Origin of the sequence: Streptomyces sp. UW30 (assembly GCF_008042075.1) — a bacterium.
Taxonomy (GTDB): Bacteria; Actinomycetota; Actinomycetes; order Streptomycetales; family Streptomycetaceae; genus Streptomyces.
The window spans coordinates 1-636 of the sequence record NZ_RDBN01000148.1 but is presented as its reverse complement, the minus strand read 5'-3'; the positions used below and the strand labels follow the sequence as shown (position 1 = coordinate 636).

Annotated in this window: 1 protein-coding gene; it reads left to right on the top strand. The window is 75.1% G+C overall.

Translation table 11 applies throughout. The features are described from left to right. Nucleotides 1–45: 45 nt before the first annotated feature. Nucleotides 46–636: RNA polymerase sigma factor (locus EAO75_RS44965; RefSeq protein WP_148000892.1), on the top strand; the 591-nt coding region annotated here is incomplete at its 3' end.

Genomic DNA, 636 nt, shown 5'->3' with positions numbered 1-636 from the left:
TCTGAACCACTGGCGCCGGCCCTGCCGGGACGCTAGGAAGGTCACGTGGAGTCCACGGGCGGTACCTCCGCACCGCCGCCTGCCGACGCGGAGGTGCACCGGCGGCTGGTGTACGGCGACGAGTCGGCGCTGGCCGAGGTGTACGCGACGTACGGCGGGCTGGTGCGGCGGGTAGCCGTGCGGGTCACGCGCTCACCGGCCGCCGCCGAGGACGTGGCGCAGGAGGTCTTCGCGCACCTGTGGGGCCGGCCGTACACCTACGACGCGCGCCGTGGCTCGCTGCGCACCCAGTCCACGGCGCGCCGGTGGGCGACCACGGACAGCCAGGTGCGCAGCGAGGCCCGGCACCGCAAGGACGCCGGCGCCGACRACTCCACGCTCCAGGCCATCCCGGACGCCGGTCCCGGCCCCGACGAGACGGTCGTCGACCGGGAGCGCTCCCTGCTGCTGCACTCTGCCCTCGCCGAACTCCCGCAGCCGCAACGCGAGGTCGTGCACCTCGCCTACTTCGCCGGCCGCACCTACCGGCAGGCCGCCGTGGAACTGGGGATACCGGAGGGCACGGCCAAGACCCGGCTGCGCAGCGCCCTGCGCTCCTTGGCGGAAACTTTGGCCGACCCGCCGGCGACCCGCCGG